Origin of the sequence: Mycobacterium sp., assembly GCF_035623875.1 — a bacterium.
Taxonomy (GTDB): Bacteria; Actinomycetota; Actinomycetes; order Mycobacteriales; family Mycobacteriaceae; genus Mycobacterium.
In genome coordinates, this window is the sequence record NZ_DASPSP010000210.1 from 1 (window position 1) to 5,821 (window position 5,821).

At 64.5% G+C, this 5,821-nt stretch carries 8 protein-coding genes; 7 read left to right on the forward strand and 1 reads right to left on the reverse strand.

The window, feature by feature from the left end; genetic code table 11:
• Nucleotides 1-651, forward strand: a 651-nt coding sequence (locus VEI45_RS17445; RefSeq protein WP_324855422.1) for a citrate/2-methylcitrate synthase, incomplete at its 5' end; no start/stop codon positions are given.
• Here VEI45_RS17445 and VEI45_RS17450 read toward each other — a convergent pair.
• On the reverse strand, nucleotides 635-1,498 hold the full coding sequence (locus VEI45_RS17450) for an SDR family NAD(P)-dependent oxidoreductase (protein ID WP_324855424.1): 864 nt from the start codon (nucleotides 1,496-1,498) through the stop codon (nucleotides 635-637). The genes VEI45_RS17445 and VEI45_RS17450 overlap by 17 nt on opposite strands.
• Nucleotides 1,499-1,584: 86 nt before the next feature.
• Between VEI45_RS17450 and VEI45_RS17455 the strand changes: the two genes are divergently transcribed.
• The 6 genes from VEI45_RS17455 to VEI45_RS17480 form a co-directional block, all read left to right on the forward strand.
• Entirely contained in the window at nucleotides 1,585-1,800 is a 216-nt protein-coding gene (locus VEI45_RS17455; protein ID WP_324855426.1) for a ferredoxin, read from the forward strand.
• Entirely contained in the window at nucleotides 1,793-2,872 is a 1,080-nt protein-coding gene (locus VEI45_RS17460; protein WP_324855428.1) for a dihydrodipicolinate reductase, read from the forward strand. The genes VEI45_RS17455 and VEI45_RS17460 overlap by 8 nt, the downstream gene beginning before the upstream one ends.
• A gap of 180 nt (nucleotides 2,873-3,052) precedes the next feature.
• Complete coding sequence (locus VEI45_RS17465; RefSeq protein WP_324855430.1) at nucleotides 3,053-3,556, forward strand: VOC family protein; 504 nt, start codon at nucleotides 3,053-3,055, stop codon at nucleotides 3,554-3,556.
• Nucleotides 3,553-4,326, forward strand: a complete 774-nt coding sequence (locus VEI45_RS17470; RefSeq protein ID WP_324855432.1) for an SDR family NAD(P)-dependent oxidoreductase — start codon at nucleotides 3,553-3,555, stop codon at nucleotides 4,324-4,326. The genes VEI45_RS17465 and VEI45_RS17470 overlap by 4 nt, the downstream gene beginning before the upstream one ends.
• The gene (locus VEI45_RS17475; protein WP_324855434.1) at nucleotides 4,323-4,934 is read left to right on the forward strand and encodes a helix-turn-helix domain-containing protein; all 612 of its coding nucleotides are present in this window, start codon (nucleotides 4,323-4,325) and stop codon (nucleotides 4,932-4,934) included. The genes VEI45_RS17470 and VEI45_RS17475 overlap by 4 nt, the downstream gene beginning before the upstream one ends.
• A partial coding sequence (locus tag VEI45_RS17480; RefSeq protein ID WP_324855436.1) for a dihydrodipicolinate reductase occupies nucleotides 4,931-5,821 on the forward strand: 891 nt, incomplete at its 3' end. The genes VEI45_RS17475 and VEI45_RS17480, both read left to right, overlap by 4 nt.

The window sequence follows — 5,821 nt, forward strand, 5'->3', positions numbered from 1 at the left end:
CTGAACATGTGCTTTGGCGAGGTCCCTGAACCGGTCGTCGTCGAGGCGTTCGAGCAGTCGATGATTCTCTACGCCGAGCACAGCTTCAACGCGTCCACCTTCGCCGCACGGGTGGTGACGTCGACGCAGTCGGACATCTACAGCGCCGTGACAGCGGCGATCGGCGCGCTGAAGGGCTCGCTGCACGGCGGGGCCAACGAGGCGGTCATGCACGACATGATCGAGATCGGCGATCCGTCGAAGGCCTCGGAGTGGTTGCACGGCAAGCTGTCTCGCAAAGACAAAGTTATGGGCTTCGGGCACCGCGTTTACAAGAATGGTGACTCCCGGGTGCCGACGATGAAAGAGGCCCTGATTCACGTCGCGGAGGCCCGCGACGGCCAGCGGTGGCTGGACATCTACCAGGTGCTGGAAAACGAGATGTTCGCAGCCACCGGTATCAAACCCAACCTGGACTTCCCGACCGGGCCAGCCTATTACCTGATGGGATTCGACATCCCAAGCTTCACGCCGCTTTTCGTGATGAGCCGCATCACCGGCTGGACCGCCCACATCATCGAGCAGGCCGGCTCCAATGCGCTTATCCGCCCGCTCAGCGAGTATTCGGGCCTGGCCCAGCGCAGTCTCAGCACGCCTACAGCAGGTCGGTGATCGTCTTCAGGCCGGCGTCGTAGAGCACCCCGGGCAGCATGCCGCCGTCGTGCTCGATGGTGGTGCCGTTGACGAAGTCCGCGTCTCCGCCGGCCAAAAAGACGCACACCCGGCCCACCTCGGCGGGCTGGCCTGCGCGGCGCAACGGGACGGCGGCGAAGTACTTCTCGCCGGTCGGATCGTCCTTGGGCAGCACGAACGACCGGAAGTTCTCGGTCATCGTCGGCCCGAGTGCAATGCAGTTCACCCGGACCTTGGGTCCCCATTCTTCCGCCAGCGACCGGGTGAGGTGGTTGAGCCCGCTCTTCGCCGCCCCGTAGGAGACCAGGGTCGGTGAGCCCGCCGGATGCCCGGCACCGCTGGAAATGTTGATGATGCAACCGATTCCGTCCTGCGTGGCCATCTGCCGGTACGCGCGGATGGCAAACCAGAGCGGACCGATCAGGTTCATCTGCACCGCGTAGGCGTGGAAAAGCGCGGTGCGCTCGTAGTCGTCGTCACTGCGCGGCGCGCCCTGAATACGTTGCACGAGTTCGGGAATGCTCTCGGCATGCGGCGCCGGTACCGTCCCGCCGGCGTTGTTCACCAAGATGTCGATCCGGCCGTGTGCGGCCACGACTTCGCTGACGAAGGAGTCGATCGAGCGATAGTCACCTTGATCGCACACTCGTTGCGAAGCACGCGTCGCCCAGTCCGGTTGTGTGTCGGTACCCGGGATGGTGTCCAGCGGCGAGCGCGCACACCCGACCACGGTGGCCCCGGCGCGCAGCAGTTCATGGGCGATGCCAACACCCACGCCGCGACTGGTTCCGGTGACGACCGCGACTTTGCCTTCGAGAACGTTCATGAATCGACCTTCTCACGCAGATTGTTGACAGTTACTGCCATCAAGGCATACTGTGCCATTTCATTCAGGGATGTGTAAAGAGGGTTATGCCAGTGGGTTATCTCGCCGAAGTGGACACCGACCTGTGCCAGGGTCACGCCATGTGTGAGCTGGAAGCGCCGGACTACTTCACGGTGCCCAGACGAGGTCCGGTCGAGATTGTCAACCCCACGCCGCCCGACCGTGCCCGCGAACAAATCGAAAACGCGGTAGACGCGTGTCCATGCCGCGCGCTGTCCATTCGGGAGGTAGCAGATGACTAGTCCGTCCAGGCTTCGTGTCATCCAGTGGGCGACCGGCGGCGTCGGCAAGGCCGCCATCGAATGCGTGCTCAATCACCCGCAGCTGGAGCTGGTCGGGTGCTGGGTGCATAGCGCGCACAAGAACGGGCGCGACGTCGGTGAGATCCTCGGCACTGCGGCGCTGGGCGTCGCCGCCAGCTCCAGCGTCGACGAGGTCCTGGCGTTGGATGCTGACTGCGTGGTGTACAGCCCGCTGGTGCCCAACGACGAAGAGGTCATCGCGATTTTGCGGTCCGGCAAGAATGTGGTGACCCCGGTCGGCTGGGTTTACCCCGATCCGGGCAACTCGCGTCATAAGGCTGTCGCCGACGCCGCGCTCGAAAGCGGTGTCACCCTGCACGGTTCGGGGATCCACCCCGGCGGCATCACCGAGCGCTTCCCGCTCATGTTGTCTTCGCTGTCGTCGGCGGTGACCCATGTGCGCGCCGAGGAGTTCTCCGACATCCGCACCTACAACGCGCCGGACGTCGTCCGCCACATCATGGGTTTCGGCGGTACTCCCGAGGAAGCCGTGCAAGGGCCGATGGCCGGCCTGCTGGAGGCGGGTTTTAAGCAGTCGGTACGAATGGTCGCCGACCACATGGGATTTCGCATCGATCCGAACATCAGAACCATCCAAGACGTCGCGGTGGCGATCTCCGACATCGACTACGGCCCATTTCCTCTTCCCACCGGGACCGTGGCCGCGCGTCGGTTCCGCTGGCAGGCCCTCGTCGAGGGTGAGCCGGTCATCACCGCGGCGGTCAATTGGCTGATGGGCGAGGAAAACTTGGAACCGGCCTGGAATTTTGGCGGTCGCGGCGAACGCTTCGAGGTGGAGATCACCGGCGACCCGACCGTGAGCCTCACTTTCAAGGGGCTGCAACCCGAGACGATCGCCGAAGGGCTGAAACGAAATCCGGGTGTGGTTGCCACCGCTAACCATTGCGTCAACGCCATTCCCGACGTCTGCGCCGCCGAGCCCGGCATCAAGACCTACCTGGACCTGCCGCTGTTTGCCGGGCGCCCCGCTGCCAAGCTCGCGAGCGGGTAATCAGTGATCCTCGACGCCTTCCATCTCACCGATCGGGTCGCGATCGCACCGCACTGTATCTCGCGTCGCCCGCCTCGGCCTGAGTGACCGGCGTGATGCTGCGCGTCGACGGCGGAACCATGAAACCGGCATTCGAGCTGCCTGCGCCGCCAATTCAACGACCCACCGATAGGAGATGCCATGACCGACGCAGTTCTGGCGGACGTTTCGTTTTGCCACCTTGTTGTCGGAGTGACCGAAATGGACCGTGCACTGGCGTTCTACCGCGATGTGCTCGGCATGGAGGTCATCTTCGAAACTCTCATCTCCGGTGAGCCTTTCGACGCCGTGCTGCACGCGAAACGGAAGCAAGAAGGCCGGGTGGTGGGCGGCTTGCTGGGTGGATTGATGGTGGAGCTGCTGTCATTGGGAGCCAAACCGGCTGCGGAAAAGCCCGCCCGTCGTGGCATCACTGGTATCCAGAACGTCTCGTTGTCGGTGACCGATCTGAACGACACCCATCGCCGGATCAGCGACGCCGGCTACCAGCCTGACCAAGAGCCATTCGAGATCGGCGGTGTCCGAATGTTTTTCGTCAAGGACCCGGACGGGACACCGGTCGAGTTCATCGAGTTGCCGAACGGCGCGCGCAGCACCTACGAGATGCACCGCGGCGTGCAACTGCAGATGGGACCCGCCACGTGAGCTACACCCATCCCGACTCTATGCGCGGGCAGGTCGCGATCGTCACCGGTGCCGCCCAGGGTGTCGGCAAAGGCATCGCCGCCGCACTCCTCGAACGCGGCGCAGCGGTGCTGCTGGTCGACATCCAAGACGAGGTCCTGAGCGCAACAACCGCCGAGCTCATGACCCTGGGCCGGGTCGAGAAGCTGGTTGCCGACTTACGGGACCCGGACAGCGCCGAGAGGATCGTGGCGGCTGCCGTCGATGCCTTCGGGACTGTGCACGGACTAGTCAACAACGCCATCGCTACCAACGAACCCAAGGCATTCGTCGACATCACCACCGAAGACCTGGCGCTCGGTCATGATGTCGGTCCACGCGCGACATTCCTGCTCATGCAGGCCGTGCACCCGCAGATGGTCAAGGAGGGCGGCGGCTCGATCGTGAACCTCGGCTCGGGGACCGGCACCGGTGGTGAACCCAAGTGGGCCGGTTACGCCGCTGCCAAGGAAGGCATCCGCGGGCTGTCGAAGGTCGCCGCGCTGGAGTGGGGCCGCGACAACATCCGGGTCAACGTCATCTGCCCGTTCGCTGAATCCGACGGCGTCAAACTCTGGAAACAGTTCGCGCCTGATGACTACGCGAAGGCGGTGGGACGCGTTCCGATGAAACGCATCGGCGATGTTCGCACCGACGTGGGCGCGCTGGTGGCGTTTCTGCTGGGCACCGACGCGACCTTCATCACCGGGCAGACCATTCACGTCGACGGCGGAATCGGCAGCTTCCGATGACCTCCAGCCGAGAGTCGCTGCGAGACCGGCAGCGCGCACAGATCAGGGCCGACATTCGGCGTGCGGCATTCCGGCTGTTCACCGAACACGGATACGACGCCGTGACAACCGAGGAAATCGCCGCGGCCGCAGGCGTTTCGCCGCGCACCTTCTTCCGGCACGTGCCAACGAAGGAGGAGGTGCTGCTGGCGCCGGTTCGGCATGGCGGCACCGCAATCGTCAACCTGCTCGAACAGCAGCCCGCTGCCGAATCGCCCGACGCTGCGCTGATCAACGCCATCATCGCCCGAACTCGCTCGTTCGATGCGGCCGACATCGAAGAGTGGCGTAAAGCCCTGCTGGTAGCCCCCGATGTGCTCGGCAAGCTGACCATGGTCACCGCCGCCGACAAGGAGCGTGCCGCCAAGGTCGTCGCCGCACGCATGGGCGCCAACTCCGATAGCGATATCCGGCCAGGTCTGCTGGTCCAACTTGCCTTCGCGGCAGGCGATTACGGCTTTCAGCAGTGGGTGCGTCAATCCCGCAACCGTCGCCCGCTGGATCGCTATGTCACCGAATCCCTTGCCGCGATCAAGAATCCCTACTGGAAAAGGAAGCCAAAGTCGTGAAATCACACTACAAAGTTGCCGTCTGGGCCACCGGCGGGGTCGGAAAGTACGCGATTCGCACCATCGCCGACCGGCCGAACCTCGAGCTGGTCGGGGTGTGGGTGCACTCGGATAGCAAGGACGGCAAGGATGCCGGCGAGCTCGCCGGCATCGATCCGGTCGGAGTTCGCGCCACGCGAGACGAGTCGGAGATCCTGGGCGGCGACGCCGACTGCGTTGTCTACGCCGCGCCGGCCCCACCCCGGATGAAGGAAGCGATCGGCGACTTGTGCCGAATCCTGGCCGCCGGCAAGAACGTCGTGACGACCGCGATCTCGGGGCTGGTCTACTCGCGCGGCTCGATGCCCGACAAGGTCACCGACGCGATCCGTGGCGCAGCCCAAGCCGGACGAAGCTCGCTGTTCTCCTCGGGCATCGAACCGGGATTCGGCGCCGACCTGTTTCCCATCGCGCTGATGTCCATGTCGCACAAGGTTTATTCGGTGCGGGGCATCGAAATCACCAACTATTCGGACTATGCAGCCGAGTACGACATGCGCGATCTATTCGGCTTCGGGCAGCCCCTCGACTACCAGGGCGGGTTGAAGGCACCCGGAACCCTCCGATGGGGCTGGGGTGCCGCGGTAACCATGGTCGCCGAATCGCTGGGGGTTGAACTCGACGACATCCGCGAGACGTGCGAGTTTCAGGCGACGCCGCGCGACATCTCCACCGCGTTCGGCCTCGTCGAAGCCGGCACCGTCGGCGCCACCCGGGCAGCGTGCATCGGCGTCGTCGACGGCCGCGACGTCGTCACCATCGAGCACGTGGACCGCATCGCCGACGATCTGGCACCAGACTGGCCGAAGGGCCGAACCGGCGGAACCGATGGCATCTGGCGGGTCAAT

Coding starts and splice junctions, on each gene's coding strand:
- VEI45_RS17460 (WP_324855428.1), top strand. CDS start 1,793: ATGACTAGTCCGTCCAGGCTTCGTGTCATCCAGTGGGCGACCGGCGGC.
- VEI45_RS17475 (WP_324855434.1), top strand. CDS start 4,323: ATGACCTCCAGCCGAGAGTCGCTGCGAGACCGGCAGCGCGCACAGATC.
- VEI45_RS17450 (WP_324855424.1), bottom strand. CDS start 1,498: ATGAACGTTCTCGAAGGCAAAGTCGCGGTCGTCACCGGAACCAGTCGC.
- VEI45_RS17455 (WP_324855426.1), top strand. CDS start 1,585: ATGCCAGTGGGTTATCTCGCCGAAGTGGACACCGACCTGTGCCAGGGT.
- VEI45_RS17465 (WP_324855430.1), top strand. CDS start 3,053: ATGACCGACGCAGTTCTGGCGGACGTTTCGTTTTGCCACCTTGTTGTC.